This is a genomic window from Sulfitobacter sp. 1A13353 (genome assembly GCF_043557255.1).
GTDB lineage: Bacteria > Pseudomonadota > Alphaproteobacteria > Rhodobacterales > Rhodobacteraceae > Sulfitobacter > Sulfitobacter faviae.
Genome location: NZ_JBIFFS010000001.1, coordinates 492,072 through 507,033 on the forward strand (window position 1 = coordinate 492,072; position 14,962 = coordinate 507,033).

The 14,962-nt window shown below is 61.6% G+C and carries 11 protein-coding genes; 7 read left to right on the forward strand and 4 right to left on the reverse strand.

All coding sequences use genetic code 11. The features are described from left to right. Positions 1-23 precede the first annotated feature (23 nt). Positions 24-1,400, reverse strand: a complete 1,377-nt coding sequence (locus tag ACGYLO_RS02405; RefSeq protein ID WP_271688537.1) for a PLP-dependent aminotransferase family protein — start codon at positions 1,398-1,400, stop codon at positions 24-26. A 22-nt stretch (positions 1,401-1,422) separates the two neighbouring features. Between ACGYLO_RS02405 and ACGYLO_RS02410 the strand changes: the two genes are divergently transcribed. The 5 genes from ACGYLO_RS02410 to ACGYLO_RS02430 all read left to right on the forward strand — a co-directional run bounded on the left by ACGYLO_RS02410 (position 1,423) and on the right by ACGYLO_RS02430 (position 6,605). After that, positions 1,423-1,956 carry an Lrp/AsnC family transcriptional regulator gene (locus ACGYLO_RS02410; protein ID WP_271688536.1) on the forward strand — a complete coding sequence of 178 codons (534 nt, stop codon included), beginning with the start codon at positions 1,423-1,425 and terminating at the stop codon, positions 1,954-1,956. 128 nt (positions 1,957-2,084) lie between these two features. After that, on the forward strand, positions 2,085-3,569 hold the full coding sequence (locus ACGYLO_RS02415; RefSeq protein ID WP_271688535.1) for an NAD-dependent succinate-semialdehyde dehydrogenase: 1,485 nt from the start codon (positions 2,085-2,087) through the stop codon (positions 3,567-3,569). A 48-nt stretch (positions 3,570-3,617) separates the two neighbouring features. Further along, positions 3,618-4,988, forward strand: coding sequence for an aspartate aminotransferase family protein (locus ACGYLO_RS02420; protein WP_271688533.1), 1,371 nt, complete (start codon positions 3,618-3,620; stop codon positions 4,986-4,988). A gap of 289 nt (positions 4,989-5,277) precedes the next feature. Continuing rightward, the gene (locus ACGYLO_RS02425; protein ID WP_168612990.1) at positions 5,278-6,249 is read left to right on the forward strand and encodes a PleD family two-component system response regulator; all 972 of its coding nucleotides are present in this window, start codon (positions 5,278-5,280) and stop codon (positions 6,247-6,249) included. Beyond that, positions 6,246-6,605 (forward strand): Hpt domain-containing protein, encoded by a 360-nt coding sequence (locus ACGYLO_RS02430; protein ID WP_271688531.1) that lies wholly within the window; start codon positions 6,246-6,248, stop codon positions 6,603-6,605. The genes ACGYLO_RS02425 and ACGYLO_RS02430 overlap by 4 nt, the downstream gene beginning before the upstream one ends. A gap of 89 nt (positions 6,606-6,694) precedes the next feature. On the opposite strand, the gene ACGYLO_RS02435 is transcribed toward ACGYLO_RS02430, so the two are convergent. From ACGYLO_RS02435 to ACGYLO_RS02445, 3 genes are all read right to left on the reverse strand, one after another. Then, on the reverse strand, positions 6,695-7,066 hold the full coding sequence (locus tag ACGYLO_RS02435) for a response regulator (RefSeq protein WP_067261066.1): 372 nt from the start codon (positions 7,064-7,066) through the stop codon (positions 6,695-6,697). A 12-nt stretch (positions 7,067-7,078) separates the two neighbouring features. Beyond that, positions 7,079-8,731, reverse strand: coding sequence for a PAS domain-containing sensor histidine kinase (locus ACGYLO_RS02440; protein ID WP_271688527.1), 1,653 nt, complete (start codon positions 8,729-8,731; stop codon positions 7,079-7,081). 153 nt (positions 8,732-8,884) lie between these two features. Continuing rightward, positions 8,885-12,085 (reverse strand): CHASE domain-containing protein, encoded by a 3,201-nt coding sequence (locus ACGYLO_RS02445; RefSeq protein ID WP_276154342.1) that lies wholly within the window; start codon positions 12,083-12,085, stop codon positions 8,885-8,887. Between the two features lie 280 nt (positions 12,086-12,365). Here ACGYLO_RS02445 and ACGYLO_RS02450 point away from each other — a divergent pair, with 280 nt between their 5' ends. Next, on the forward strand, positions 12,366-13,979 hold the full coding sequence (locus tag ACGYLO_RS02450) for a GMC family oxidoreductase (protein WP_271688524.1): 1,614 nt from the start codon (positions 12,366-12,368) through the stop codon (positions 13,977-13,979). A 3-nt stretch (positions 13,980-13,982) separates the two neighbouring features. Next, positions 13,983-14,948: a nitronate monooxygenase family protein gene (locus ACGYLO_RS02455; protein ID WP_271688523.1), complete on the forward strand. Its 966-nt coding sequence runs from the start codon at positions 13,983-13,985 to the stop codon at positions 14,946-14,948. The last annotated feature ends 14 nt before the right edge of the window (positions 14,949-14,962 follow it).

The window sequence follows — 14,962 nt, forward strand, 5'->3', positions numbered from 1 at the left end:
GACAATTTGAGGCGCTCTCACAGTCATTCCGCCCTACCCCTGTTGCGTAATCTTGCATCGATCATGCGAATCCCCCGGGCGAATTCGGGAAAGGATTGCCCCCCGATCGAGACGCGAAGCCCCGGGTGGCGGTCTGGTGGGCCGATGGCGAAACTGGCCCCATTGGCCACGGCGACCCCGCTTTCGCGGATGGATTTGACCAGTTCGGCCTCTTCGTAAATGTCATGACAGGGCAGCCAGAGGTGCAGCCCGTTCGAACTGGTCCGCATGTCGAGGCCGCGAAACACATTGGCGGCGAAATCAGCGCGGTCGCGCAGGGCCAATTGCTGACGGTTGAGCAGGGTTTCGGCGGTGCCTTCTTCGATCCAGCGCCCGGCGATCTCGGTCATCATATTGGTGGCCATCCAACTGGTCACCATATGCCGGTTGGCCGCCGAGGCTCCAAGGTGATCCGGCACCACCAGATAGCCGACCCGCAGCCCTGGCAGCAGACATTTGGTGAGGCTGGTGAAATAGAGCACCCTTTCCGGGGCCATGGCCGCCATTGGCGGCGGCGGCGCGTCTTGCAGCGGCCCCCATGATTGGTTTTCGATGATCAGCAGGTCATGGCGTCTTGCCACCTCGATCACCGCAGCGCGGCGGCTTTCGGTCATGGTAAAGGCCAGCGGATTGGCCCCATTGGGGATCAGATAGACGGCCTTCACCGGTTCTTTCGCGCAGATCCGCTCCAGCGCTTCGGGGCAAATGCCGCCCGCGTCGACGGTCACCCCTTGCAGGCGGATGCCCAAAAAACGGGCGAGGGGGCGCAGGGTGTGATGGCCGATGTCTTCGCTGACGACCAGATCGCCTGGTTGCGCTGCCGTCATCATCGCCACAGTCATGGCGCTGGTGCTGCCGTTGGTGGGGATCACCGCCATCCCCTCCAGATCCAGCCCACAGAGCGAGAGCCAGCGCCGCACTGCGCTGCTGCTGTCCCCGGCGCGGAGGTCTTGGCGAAACCCGCCCATCATCGCGCGGGGCAGGGAGCGGGCCATGGCACGGAGCGTCTTTTGCATCGCCTCTTCATGGGCGTGATCCAGTACAGGTTTCAGGATCGACATATCCAACAGCCGCCCGGCGGCCTTGCGGCTGACGAAGGGCATGGAGATCTCATCGCTCGCCGCGCGCACGAAAGTGCCGCGGCCCACCTCACCGACGATCTTGCCCGCCTCAACCAGCTTGTCATAGGCGCGGCTGACGGTCTGCACGCTCAGCGACAGGTCAAAGGCCATCTGGCGCTGCGTCGGCAGGCGGTCTCCGGGTTTGAGCACGCCGTTCTGTATCGCCGTTTCAATCGCCTGAACGAGTGAACGATAGGCAGGGCGGGTCAGGGATCCGGGGTCTGGGCGCCATTTTGTCATGATCTCGATGATCACCACAATCATGACAATTGACAAGTCCGGCATGCGCTCGCATGAAGCGGATATGAGCTTTGTCAAACTCGATAAGCGCGATATCGCGGTGCTGTCGATCCTCTCTCGCGAGGGGCGCATCGCCAAATCTGCGCTTGCCGACAAGGTTAATCTTAGCCCCACCGCCTGCGGCGAACGGCTGTCGCGGTTGGAGGCTGCGGGCATCATCACCGGCTATCAGGCTCATGTCGCCCTGCGCCGCATCGCTCCGCATGTCACCGTTTTTGTGCAGGCCGAATTGGGCAACCACCGGGCCGAGGCGTTTCAGCGTTTCGAGGCCGTGATCGCGCAGCATGATGAGATCGTGCAGTGCTGGGCCTTGGGCGGCGGCTTTGACTATCTGCTACAGGTCGTCACCCGCGACATCGACAGCTACCAACGTCTAATGGACGCGCTGTTGGACCAGCAGGCCGGGCTGAGCCGCTACTTTACCTATGTCGTCACCAAATCGGTTAAATCGGCACCGTTGCCCCTGTCGCTGCTGCTGCCTGAGGGCGAAAGCTGAGCCGCCGTAGTTTTTCCAGCGGGCAGGGGGCCGCGCCGCAAAACCTCCTGCCGATCGGCTGATATTCGGTCAAACCCGCGCCGCATCCTGCCTTACCTTCGGGGCAATTCATCCCAAGGAGGTGCCCGATGACCAAGATGATCCCAACCCCCGCCGACGGTCTGCCCGCGCTGACGCGGGGCGCGCTGGCCCGCCACTTTGCCTATGTCGATGGCGCATGGGTTGCGGGGGCGCAGAGCGATGATTTCAACGTGACCGATCCGGCCAGCGGCGCGGTGCTGGGCGCGGTGGCCAAGCTTAGCGCCGAGGACAGCCGCGGCGCGGTGGATGCCGCCCATGCCGCATTTCCCCATTGGTCGGGCCTCCTGCCGCAAGAGCGCGGCGCGATCCTGCGCCGCTGGCGCGACCTGATGCTAGAGAACCGCGAGGATCTGGCGCGGATCATGACCGCCGAACAGGGCAAACCTATCTCCGAGTCGCGCGGCGAGATTGACTATGCGGCCTCTTTCTTTGAGTTCTATTCCGAAGAGGCGCGTCGCCCGAACATCGAAGGCGTCACCTCGCATTTGCCAGATGCCGAGGTGGAAATCTGGCGCGAGCCGGTGGGCGTGGCCGCCCTCATCACGCCGTGGAACTTCCCTTCTGCCATGCTGACCCGCAAGGCGGGCGCGGCGCTGGCGGCGGGCTGCACCGTGGTGGCGCATCCTTCGGCAGAGACGCCATTCTCGGCGCTGGCGCTGGCCGAATTGGGCGAACAGGCAGGGCTGCCCAAGGGGGTGTTCAACGTCGTCACCGGGGAGGCGCCCGAGATCGTGAAATCGTGGATGGAAGACACCCGCGTGCGGGCCATCTCTTTCACCGGCTCCACCGAGATCGGCAAGCTCCTGTACCGTCAGGCATCGGACAGCGTGAAACGTCTGGTGCTCGAACTCGGCGGCCATGCGCCTTTCATCATGTTCGATGATGCCGATATGGACCGCGCCGTCGAAGAGGCGATCAAGGCTAAGTTCGCCACTTCCGGTCAGGACTGCCTCGGCGCGAACCGCTTCTTCATTGCCCGCGACAGCTATGCCACCTTCTGCGCGCGTTTCACCGCCGCGACCGAAGCGCTCACCGTCGGCATCGGCGCGGATGACCCCGACATCGGCCCGTTGATGAACGAAAAGGCCGTGGCCAAACAAGAGGAACACGTCAAAGATGCGCTTGACCGTGGGGCGCGGCTGCTTTGTGGTGGCAAGCGTCACGCGGCGGGGCCGTTGTTCTTTGAGCCGACGGTGCTGGCGGACGTGCCGCCCGATGCGCTGATCATGCGCGAGGAAACCTTTGGCCCCGTGGCCGCCATCGCGGCTTTCGACAGCGAGGATGAGGCGATCCAGCGGGCCAATGACACGGAGTATGGGTTGGTGGCCTATGTCCACAGCCAAGACCCGCGCCGCATCTACCGCGCCAGCCGGGCGCTCAGTTTCGGCATGGTGGCGGTGAACCGCACCAAGGTGACCGGCGCGCCGATCCCCTTTGGCGGGACGAAACAATCGGGGATCGGGCGCGAAGGATCGCGGCTGGGGCTCGAAGCCTTTACGGAAGTCAAATACGTCTGCCGTGACTGGGCCTAAGATTTGAAAGATACGGCGCAAAGCCGCGCCGGTAGAAAGGAAAGACCAATGCTGAAGAACGATATGCTCGAACAATGGGACCGTGAAAATTTCTTTCACCCCTCCACTCATCTGGCGCAGCACGCGCGTGGCGAAAGCCCGACCCGTGTGATCAAGACCGCCAAGGGCAGCCATATCACCGACCGCGACGGCAACGAATTGCTCGACGCTTTCGCGGGTCTCTACTGCGTGAACGTGGGCTATGGACGCACCGAGATTGCCGAGGCGATTGCCGAGCAGGCGCATGAACTTGCCTATTACCACTCCTACGTCGGCCATGGCACTGAGGCGAGCATCACCCTGTCCAAGATGATCCTCGACCGCGCGCCCGAAGGCATGAGCAAGGTTTATTTCGGCCTTGGTGGCTCGGACGCGAATGAGACGAACGTCAAGCTGATCTGGTATTACAACAACATCCTTGGCCGCCCCGAGAAGAAAAAGATCATCTCGCGCTGGCGTGGCTATCACGGCTCGGGGCTGGTGACCGGCTCGCTGACCGGGTTGGAGCTGTTTCACAAGAAATTCGACCTGCCGCTGGCGCAGGTGGTTCACACCGATGCGCCCTATTACTACCGCCGCCCCGACGCCAACATGAGCGAAGCGGAATTCACCGCGCATCTGGTGGGCGAGTTGGAAGCACTGATCGAACGCGAAGGCGCCGACACCATCGCGGCCTTCATCGGTGAGCCGGTTCTGGGCACCGGGGGCATCGTGCCGCCGCCAGAGGGCTATTGGGCCGCCGTGCAAGAGGTGCTGAACAAGCATGACATCCTGCTGGTCGCGGATGAGGTTGTCACCGGCTTTGGCCGTCTGGGGTCGATGTTCGGCTCGGATCACTACGGGATGAAGCCTGACCTGATCACCATCGCCAAGGGGCTGACCTCGGCCTATGCGCCGCTGTCGGGCTCCATCGTGGGCGACAAGATGTGGAAGGTGCTGGAGCAGGGCACCGATGAAAACGGCCCAATCGGCCACGGCTGGACCTATTCGGCCCACCCCATCGGCGCGGCTGCGGGGATCGCGAACCTCAAGCTGATCGACGATCTGAAGCTGATCGGGAATGCCTCGGACGTGGGCGGCTATCTGAATGCGCAGATGAAGGCGGCATTGGGCGATCACCCCAAGGTGGGCGACATCCGGGGCGAAGGCATGCTCTGCGCCGTGGAGCTGGTCGAAGACCGCGATGGCCGCACGCCCTTTGATCCGGCGCGCAAAGTGGTGCCGACCATCGTCGGCGATATGGTCAAGGCCGGTGTCATCGCCCGCGCCATGCCCCAAGGCGACATCATCGGTTTCGCGCCGCCCTTCTGCCTGACCCGCGAAGAAGCGGACAAGGTCGTGGGGGTGACCGCCGACGCGATCAAGGCGACCTTGGGCTAAGGCTCAAATCTACGAGACACTGGAGCGGCCCGGCGGAAACGTCGGGCCGTTTGCATTGGAGGGAATCACACCCCGCGAGAGGTGCCGCGGCTAGACCGATCAGAAATGAAAAAACGGTAAACAAGGCCGTTTATCGGGCCAAATTCCCCCGATATGGAAACAGTGCCCCGGTTTGTCGCCTATTTACTAAGAATTCGCCAAAATTAGGCCACAGTTCCCAGGGAAATTAGAAGAAAGCAGCGGTCCGTCCAGTTTGGGGCCCAAAGATTTTTATCTGTGGAGAGATGTAATGAGAATTCTGGCGGTGGATGACGATCCGATTATCCTCGAATTGCTTGGGCAATTTGTAGAGATCATCGGCGCGCATGACCTGACGACCGCCCCATCGGCTCTGCATGCGGTTGATATGTTGGGTGACCCCAACCTCGGGCCGATTGATTGCTTCATGCTGGATATTCAGATGCCGGGCATGGATGGGATCGAACTGGCGCAGCACATCCGCAATTCGGCGCGCCATGCCGATACGCCGATCCTGATGCTCACCGCGATGTCCGACAAACGCTATATCGACGCGGCCTTTGCCGCCGGGGCGACCGACTATGTGACCAAGCCTTTCGAGATTGCCGAACTCAAGGCCCGCATCGGGCTGGTCGAAGGCATGGTGAAAGAGCGTCAGCAGCGGACCAAGAAGATTTTCGCCGCCAAGACCATCGCCGATCAGGCGACGCATATGGAGCTGTTCGAGCCGGTCCCGATCTATGACGTGGACAATGTGATCGACTATACCGCGATGGAGAACTACGTCGCCCAACTGTCGCGCAGCGCGCTTTTCGGCTCCACCGCCTTTGCCTTCACCATCCGCGAGGTCGATGCTTTCCACGCGACGATGACCTCTTTCGAGTTCTATAGCCTTGTCTCCGATGTGGCCGAAATCCTGTCCGATACGCTCGTCGATCATCAGGTGCTGATGTCCTACGCGGGCAATGGCACTTTCGTATGTGTCACGGAGAGCGGCTGGCGCCCGAATATGGGCGGTTTGATGGATGCGGTTAACTTTGAGTTGTCTCAAACCGAATTGTTCGACAATAATGGCGAGCGTGTTCACCCGCGTGTCAGCGCGGGAGAGGCCGTGCGGCTGATCTGGAAGAGCGGCAATTCCGTCATGGATGCGCTGGCGCAGGCCCATGCGAGTGCAGAAGCCGCCAGTGAGGCGCATACGAGATCGCTCAATGATTTTTGGCAGAATGATCAACAGGCATGACTAAAATGTTAGCGGAACTTCCCGGCATAGAGCGCATCAGGCAGCGCTTTGTCGAAATGCTGGACGAGCGTCAGACGCTGATCGCAACCCATGGGTTGGCCGCCTGGGACGGGACCACCGTAGACGAAATCAAAAGCAATCTGTCCAGCGCGCAGGCCATTCTGCACCAGATCGCGGGCAGCGCCGGGTCGCTCGGCTTCGAAGAGCTGGGCCGTCTGGCGCGCAAGTGCGAAACGCAGATTGTCGAGCATCTGGCCGGGCCGCGCGCCAATCACGCGGATTGCCCGATCGAGATCATCTCGGAACTGGATGGGTTCGTCGCCCATTGCCGGCACGAAATCGACGCCCACGCCTAAGGGCGCGGTGACCGGTATTGAGCCGGTCCAAAACTTACTGACAATTTACCGCAAACCCGCCCGGAAGGGCAGGCCAAAGGCAAGTCGGCTTAGCCTGCTTGCATTGCCGCCTTGACCTGATCCGCCAGCGAGATTGGATCGAAGGGTTTGCTGATCACGTCAGCCGCCCCCAGATCACGAAGCTCTTCGATCTCGTTATGCTGGGCGCGGGCGGTCATGAAGATCGCGGGCACGTCGCGCAGGCTCTCCATCTCGCGCATCTTCTCAAGCGTCTGGCGACCGGTCATGCCGGGCATCATCATATCGAGCAGGATCACATCGGGCGTGTAGGACTGAACCTGATTCAGCGCCGCTTCCCCGGTCTCGCATTGGACGACATCAAAATCGCCGCTCAGCTCAAGCGCCATCAGCGCGATTTCACGAATATCGGCGTCATCCTCGACGTGCAGCAGTTTGATCATTCCATACTCTCTCTAGGAGGCTTCGCGCAGCAACGCGGCCGGTTCCTCTGCCGCTACCTGAGAATTTTTCTTCGGCAGGGTAAAGTAAAATGTCGTACCAAATCCCTCACGGCTGTCAAAACCTATTTTACCGCCGAGATTCTCGACGATGGCTTTGCAAACGCTAAGGCCCAGCCCGGTGCCGCCTTTGTCGGCCCGGTTGGAATTGGACAGATCGGCAAACCGCTGGAACACCTTGTGCTGCTCGGAAGCCGGAATGCCGGGGCCACGGTCCGCCACGGAGATGCGCAATTCGTCGTCATTCTCTTCGGCGCGGATGGTCACACGCTCCCCAGGTTTGGAAAATTTGGCGGCGTTCGACAGGAAGTTCGTCAGCACCTGAATGACCCGGTTCGGGTCCGTGGTGACCTTGTTCAAGTCCTCCGTCCCCTCGACCTGAATGCGCACGCCATGGCGCTGTTCGAGTGAGGCATTGGCGGCGCTGGTTTCGTGAAGTAGTTCCGCAATATCGACTTCTTCAAGATTGAATTCCAACCGCCCGTTGGCGATTTTCTCAAGATCGAGGATGTCGTTGATGATCAGCACAAGCCGGTCGGCGTTGCGGTGAGAGATCTCCAGCAAGGCACGCGCCTTGCTGGGCAATTCGCCCGCCGCCCGCGACAAGAGCAGCCCCATGGAGCCTTTGATCGAAGTCAGGGGCGAACGTAGCTCGTGACTGACCATTGAGATGAACTCCGACTTCATCCGCTCTTCATTGATGATATCCGAAATGTCATGCAGCATGATCAGGAACCGCCCCGCCGCCCCGCCGGTGGGCAGCAGCTTGATCGTAACTTGGAAATGGTTGCCAAACAGTTGCGTGTCGAACTGCGTCATCGCTTTGCCCGACTTTTTCAGAGCGCGGCAGGCGTCCAGCAGGGCCGGGTTGTCGCTTTCCTCGGTCAGGGTTTCGAGCGTTTGCGTGCGGTAGCTGTCCTTGCTCCAGCCAGTGCGGCTCATGGCGACGCGGTTCATATAGCTGAAGCGCTCTGTCTCGGCGTCGACGATCCAGATGTCATCGCGCAACTCATAAAGCGTTTCCGCCGTGTCGCGTTCGGCCAGAAGTTCGTTGGCATGGGTCACATCGGTACGGGCCGAGATCGACCCGGCCCAAGCGCCCTTTTTGTCGAAAAGTGGCATCACGGTGCACTGCGTCTGGATCACCCGGCCATCGGCGCAGCGCAGCGGGGTTTCGCCCTGCCACGTCTTGCCTGCCATCAGGGTGGCACGGATCTCTTCGGCAAGTTCGCGAAACTCTTCTTGGTAAAGCATCGACACAGGCTGGCCGATCAATTGATCGCGGGTGTAGCCCGTCAGTTCGATGAAACGGTCGTTGACCTGTTCCAGCATCCCGCCCGTATCAACGATATTCACAATGGCATGGCTGTCGAACGCCTTTAGCCTTTGTTCCATATCTGAATTATCGGCAGGAGACTGCGGGTTTGCTTGCAATGCGGGCGCGGCAAAGGGCGTGAGCCCCGCCAGAATGATCGCACCGACGACGGGGATAACCTCCCCCATTTGGCCCGCGAAAATTGCGGATGTTGCGGTGTACCAGCTGCCGGAAATGGCAGTGCCCAGAAAAAATGTGGCGGCGGTACGCTTGGTAAATGGCTTTGACGACACTTGGAATTCCTCGCCCCGAAGCGGACATGCTTAAAACTATAGCATGACTTGTGCATTGTAATTTAATTAAAATGCCAGAGCATATTGGCAATAATATGGCATGTCGCACTTTAGCGTCACTCCGCTGAAATGCCACGGTTTATAATGCGCCGGTTAAGAGGCGCGGGCGGTTGTCCCCGTAATTGAGTTGACCACCGAGCTGATCCCGCTCCGTGATTTGACAAGGTTGATCCCCACGCGGGGGTCGGGTTCGCGGTTGCTGTCCGCGGAAAGGCTGATGATTTTGGCCGCGGGATGCAGGCGGGTGATGTCTTCCAACAAAGAACGTGCATCGCCGTCGGGCAGGGACCAATCAAGGATCACGACGTCGAGTTCATCCTGGCCGATCATCTGCCGCGCTTGGGCAAGGTTGGTGACATTGGTCACCTCTGCCACGCTGTCCAACCCGGTGCGGATCACCTCGGCGAAGTCGATGTCGTCTTCGATATGCAGCACGCGCAGCTTGGTGTCCCGCTCCTCTGCTTCCGCGTCGGGTGTGGCGGGCGTTTGCGCGGTCTGCGCCTCGGCAATGGGGCAGGTGAACCAAAAGACGGTGACGCCGTTGGGGATGCTTTCAAACCCGATGGTGCCGCCTTGGCGTTTGATGATCTGCCGCGTGATGTTGAGCCCCAGCCCGGTGCCGCCCTTGGCGCGTGTGTCGGAGCCATCAGCCTGCGAGAAGGCCTGAAAGATGCGCGGGCGGAAGTTCTCCGGCACGCCGGGGCCGGTGTTCTGGATAAAGACGATGGCCCGGTCCCCCAGCCGCTCGGCGCGGATTTGCACCTCGCTCTCGGCATCGGAGTATTTGCAGGCGTTCGAGATTAGATTGGCCAGCACCTGCCGGGTGCGGCTTTCATCCACCCGAACCGTCAGCGGCTTGTCGGGCAGTTGCAGGCCCAGGGTGTTGTTATGGGTGATCGCAAAGGGCGACATTTCGTTGACCGAGTCGGTGATTACCTTGTTCAGATCGACATCATGGAAGTCGAACTGCACTTCGCCCGATGAAATCTTCTCGAGGTCGAGGATATCGTTCACGATATGCGACAGGCGGTCGGCATTGCTGCGGGCAATGTCGATCAGCCGGATATGCGCGGGGAGGAAGCGGCTGTTGTCCGTGGTGTCGATCAACCCCAAAGCGCCTTTGATCGAGGTCAGCGGCGTGCGCAGCTCATGGCTGACGGTCGAGACGAACTCGCTCTTGATATGTTCCAGCTTCTTTTGGTCGGTAATGTCGTTGATCTGAACGATAAAGACATAGCCGCGGGCGTTCTTGTCGTAGGTCCAAGAGACGTTGAACAGGCCCCAGCGTTCATAGCCCAGCTTGTGGGTGATGCGGTATTCGGCCTGATAGTTTTGCGAACTGTGGGAATCGACCAGCCCGCGCACCTCACCGTAGAGCTTTTGCAGATCGCCCTCGGGCATCAGATCGCCCAGTTTGGTGTTCGACAAAAGCTCTTCTTCGCTATAGCCGCAAAGGGTGCAAAGCGCGCTGTTGACGCTGTTGAACACGCCGCCTTCGCCCAAGATCGCCATGCCCACCGGGGCCGCGGCCAGCACTTGGCGAAACCGCCGCTCGCTGGTTTCAAGCGCGTTGCGGGCGTGGACGATGTCGGTCACATCGGTTTGGGTGCCGACCATCCGCAGGGCGGTGCCGTTTTCATCGCGTTCGGTCACCACCGCGTCAGAGCGCATCCAACGCCACTCACCGGTGCCGATCTTCAGCCGGTATTCGGTGACGGAACGTTGTTGCTGCCCCGAGATGCAGGCCTGATCAGTCTGGGTCAGTAGAGGCAGGTCATCGGGGTGAACGCGTTTGAGGAATTCCCCCTGCGGGTCGGGCAGCCGCTCGAAATCCGCCATTCCCAGAATGCGCCGCCATGTGTCGGACACCTCGGATTTGCCGGTGCGCAGGTCGATGTCGAAAACCCCGATCTGCGCGCCTTCGAGGGCGAGGTCATAGAGAGCCTTGTTCCGCGCCAGCTCATCCTGCACCGCCAGTTCCGAGGTCAGGTCACGCACGATTGCGGTCACCCGCCGTTCGCCGGTGTGGGTGGTCCAATTGTTGCGTTGCAGATCAAGCTTGAGGTCTTGGCCAAAGCAGGTCTTGCCCGCCGCGTTGACCTGTTCGTGGTCGTGATCCTCAACAAGATCGGTGACGAGTTCGCCGAACTCCATCCCCTTGAGCGCCTCATGCCCATAGCCAAAGCAGACCAGCGCCGCTTGGTTGGCGAAGAGCACCCGGTCATTGCTGTCGAGCAAGAAGATGGGCGTCACCGCGTTCTCGATAACGGCGCGGTTTTCCTCTTCATGGGCGTCGATCTGGCGTTCGCGCAGCACGGCAAGCTCGCTCAGTGCGGCGCTGCGCTGGCGCAGGCTGCGGAAGGCCACGAAGAACAGGATCGCCAGAAGGATGCCAGAGACCAGCAGGATTTCCGGCACCGCGCTATGGGTGGCGCGGTCAAAGCTGGCGGTGCTGACATGGACAACGGTCCAAGGGCGGCCAAAGCGTTCGATGGTCTGGGTGATGCTGTGGTGGCCGGTGGCGATGCCTTCGGGCGTGCTGTCGAAGATCCGGCTTTCGGGGGCCGTGGTCAGCCCATCGTAGACTTGGATGTCATAGGACTCTCCCTGAGCCGGGGTCAGCCCGGACAACAGGTTCGCCCCCACAAAAGGCGCATAGACCCAACCGATGAAACCGGCGGTTTCCTGCGCCGGGCTGTTGTCGGCGGCAAAGACCGGGCGCAGCAGCAGGAAGCCGGGCTGGCGGGTCTTGTCCTGCACCAGCAGGATGCGCGGCGTCAGCTTCGGCTCTCGCGTCTCACGGGCGCGCAGGGCGGCGCGGCGGCGGTCTTCGTTAAAGCTGATATCAAGGCCCACGGCCTCTGCATTCGGCCCTTGGGGGTAGATATACTGGATCACCATCTTCTCGGCATTGCCGGTGTCGGGGTGAATGCGGAAATCCTCGATTCCCAGGGCGGTGACCTTTTCGATGAACGCCTCTTCGGTGCCTCTGGCGACGGGGGCAACAAAGCCGATGCCGTTGATGCCGGGCAGGAAGCTGTCGATCTCCAGCGTATCGACGTAATGCGCGAAGTCGCTGGCCGTCACCTCGTCCGAGGCGTTCATGAAGGCGGCGATGCCATTGAGACTTTGCAGATAGGTATGCATCCGCGCATCAAGGCTTTGCAGGCTTTCCTCGGCGATGCGATCAAAGGCCCGGTCGGCGGCGGCATCATTGCTGCGACTGCTGTAGAGGAACACCCCAAAGGTGATGGCAAGGCATCCGAGAAAGAGTATGAATTCGGGTCGCCGCACCAGTTCAAGCCTTTGTTTCTGGCCACCAATTGGCGGCAAAATCTTTCCCCGAAATGAACGTCGCGCATCGCGGGAGGGGTATGTCCAATCCGGTCATATTCACTCATGGGTCGAAAAAATCAACAAACGGATTCGCCTCGCATGCAAAGCGCGGTGAATGTGGCTTTGCGGCAAAAGCCGCGGGAGGCCGGGCGATTTACGGCAGGGATTGTGACCCGTCACCGCGCGCTCTACCAATGACGGGCCGGGGAGGCGGGACAGAATATCGGGAGAGAGCAGCATGAACGACGAGACGCAGCTAGAGGGCCGCTATGACTATATCATTGTCGGTGCGGGCACCGCGGGCTGTGTCTTGGCCAACCGTCTCAGCGCCGATCCGGCCAATCGGGTTCTGCTGCTCGAAGCCGGGGGGGATGACAACTATCACTGGGTAAAGGTGCCGGTGGGGTATCTTTACTGTATCGGCAATCCGCGCACGGATTGGATGATGAAAACCGCGCCCGAGGCGGGGTTGAACGGGCGCTCTTTGGCCTATCCGCGGGGCAAGGTGCTGGGCGGCTGCTCTTCGGTGAACGGCATGATTTACATGCGCGGGCAGGCGGCGGACTATGACCATTGGCGGCAACTGGGCAATGCCGGGTGGAGCTGGGATGACGTGCTGCCCTATTTCCTGAAATCCGAGGATCACCATGCGGGCGGCAGCGAGATGCACCGCGCGGGGGGCGAGTGGAAGGTCAGCAAGCAGCGCCTGCGGTGGGACATTCTGGAGGCCGTGCAAGACGGCGCGCGTGAGTTCGGGATCGAGCCGCGGGCCGATTTCAACGATGGCGACAACGAAGGTTCGGGCTTTTTCGAGGTGAACCAGAAGGGCGGCGTGCGTTGGAACACGGCGCGCGGTTTCCTGCGCCCTGCGATGAAGCGCCCCAACCTGCGGGTGATCACCCATGCGCATACCGATGGGTTGGTCTTGGACGGCAAGCGTGTGACCGGCGTGCGTTTCACCCATAAGGGCCGCGCGATGCGCGCCGAGGCCGAGGGCGAAGTGTTGCTTTCGGCGGGGGCGATCAATTCGCCCAAGATCCTTGAGCTGTCGGGGATCGGGCAGGGTGACCTTTTGAGCGGCATGGGGATCAACACGCTGCACGATCTGCCCGGCGTTGGGGAGAACCTTCAGGACCATTTGCAAATCCGCACTGTCTATAAGGTGCAGAACACCAAAACGCTCAACACGATGACCCATTCGATCTGGGGCAAGGGCCGGATGGGGCTGGAATACCTCCTGCGCCGCAGTGGTCCCTTGGCGATGGCGCCCAGCCAGTTCGGCATGTTCACCAAGTCCGACCCCGCGCTTGAGACGCCGGATCTGGAGTATCACGTGCAGCCCCTGTCGACCGACAAGCTGGGGGATCCGCTGCACCCTTTCCCGGCGATCACCGTCTCGGTCTGTAACCTGCGGCCTGAAAGCATCGGCAGTTGCCATCTCACCAGCCGCGACAGCGCGGTGCAGCCCGATATCCGGCTGAACTATCTTTCTGCCGAGAATGACAAGCGCGTGGCGGTCACGGCGATGAAACAGGCGCGTCACATCATGACGGCCAAGGCGCTGCACCCCTATGCGCCCGAGGAAATCCTGCCCGGCCCCGCCGTGCAGAGCGACGAAGACCTGCTCGACAAGGCGCGCGACATCGCCACGACGATTTTCCACCCCGTCGGCACCTGCAAGATGGGCAGCGATCCGATGGCGGTGGTCGATAGCGATCTGCGGGTGCATGGCTTAGGCGGTCTGCGGGTGGTGGACGCGTCGATCATGCCCAAGATCGTCTCGGGCAACACGGCGTCGCCGACGGTGATGATCGCCGAAAAGGTCGCTGATGCCATTCTGGCGGGGCGGTAGGCGATGCTGATCACGCGGCTGACCAAACGGCTGGGGATCGACCACCCGATTATCCAAGCGCCGATGGCCTTCGCCGCAGGCGGGCGGCTCGCGGCGGTGGTCTCAGGCGCGGGTGGTTTGGGGATGATCGGCGGGGCTTATGATGCTGGCGATTGGATCGCCGAGCAGATGGATGTGGCGGGTAACCAATCGGTCGGCTGCGGTTTCATCACTTGGAAGCTGCGCGAGCATCCGCAGGCGCTGGAACAAGCGCTCGACCGTGATCCGGCGGCGATCTTTCTTTCCTTCGGCGACCCGGCAGAGTTTCTCCCCGCGATCCGCGCGGCAAAGGTGCCGTTGATCTGTCAGGTGCAAACCCTGCGCGACGCCGCCCATGCGATTGATCTGGGGGCCGAGATCATCGTCGCCCAAGGGGCCGAGGCTGGCGGCCACGGCGAGAAACGCGCGACCTTTACCCTCGTCCCCGAAGTCGCGGATCACATCGCCCGCCATGCGCCCGAGGTGCTGCTCTGCGCCGCAGGCGGCGTGGCGGATGGGCGCGGGTTGGCGGCGGCGCTAGTGCTGGGGGCCGACGGTGTGGTCGTCGGCTCGCGCTTCTGGGCCTCGGAAGAGGCGCTGGTGCACCCCGCGATGCGAGAGGCCGCGCTCAAGGCCAGCGGTGATGACACGCTGCGCAGCACCGTGACCGACATCATGCGCGGCTATGATTGGCCCAAACGCTACACGGGCCGTGTCTTGCGCAACGATTTCACCGACCGCTGGCATAAAGACCCCGACGGGCTGCGCGCCGCGCTGGCGCAGGAGCTGCCGCGCTGGCAGGCGGCGGTGGCAGCGGGGGATGCCCGCACCGCCAACGCCTTTGTCGGAGAGGTCGCAGGGCTGATCGGTACGATCAGCCCTGCCGCCGATATCCTGCGCGATATCGTCCAAGGGGCCGAAGCGGCCTTGGGCCAGACCTTCACCCGGTGACGGGGCGGGGGCGG